This window comes from Pseudoalteromonas sp. SK18, assembly GCF_001974855.1.
Lineage (GTDB): Bacteria > Pseudomonadota > Gammaproteobacteria > Enterobacterales > Alteromonadaceae > Pseudoalteromonas.
In genome coordinates, this window is the sequence record NZ_MTQB01000074.1 from 1 (window position 1) to 507 (window position 507).

Consider the following 507-nt stretch of genomic DNA (forward strand, 5'->3'; position numbering starts at 1 on the left):
TGAAAACTCAGCGAGTGGTCGCATGAACCACTATGAAAAAGGCAGTAATATTCAAGATTTAAAGAATGTAAAAAAGATAGAGAAGGAAAGAAAGGGTAAAGGGAAGGAGGGGGGAGGGGAAGAGGAGAAAAAAGAAGAAAGAGAAAGGGAAAGAGAAAAGGGAGAGAAAGAGAAAAAGAGGGGAGGAAGGAAAGAGAGGAAAGGAAAAGAGAAAGAGAGAGAGGGGAAAAAGAAAAAAGGAAGGGGAAAGGAGAGGGAAGGAAAAGGGAAAGAAGAGGAAAGAGGAAAGGGAAAAAAAAAGGGGAGAGGAGGGGGAGAAGAGGCCAAAGGGGAAAGACAGGGATGAAAGGGACGGAACGGAGTTAATGGCACGTCGAACGGATCGGAAAGAGCAATATAAAGCGCAGGGCGTGAAGGTAAAGAGGAGGCCATGCGGGAGGAAGGCGGTAGCGGGGGCTATGAGGAAATGTACAGGAAGGAACGCAAAAGGAAAGGAGGATTGTAGCG

The 507-nt window shown here is 46.7% G+C and carries 1 protein-coding gene; it reads left to right on the forward strand.

Going from position 1 to position 507, the window contains the following annotated elements; all coding sequences use genetic code 11:
• The coding region (locus BW139_RS18640) for a hypothetical protein (RefSeq protein WP_254844992.1) at positions 1-346 on the forward strand (346 nt) is incomplete at its 5' end.
• Positions 347-507 lie beyond the last annotated feature (161 nt).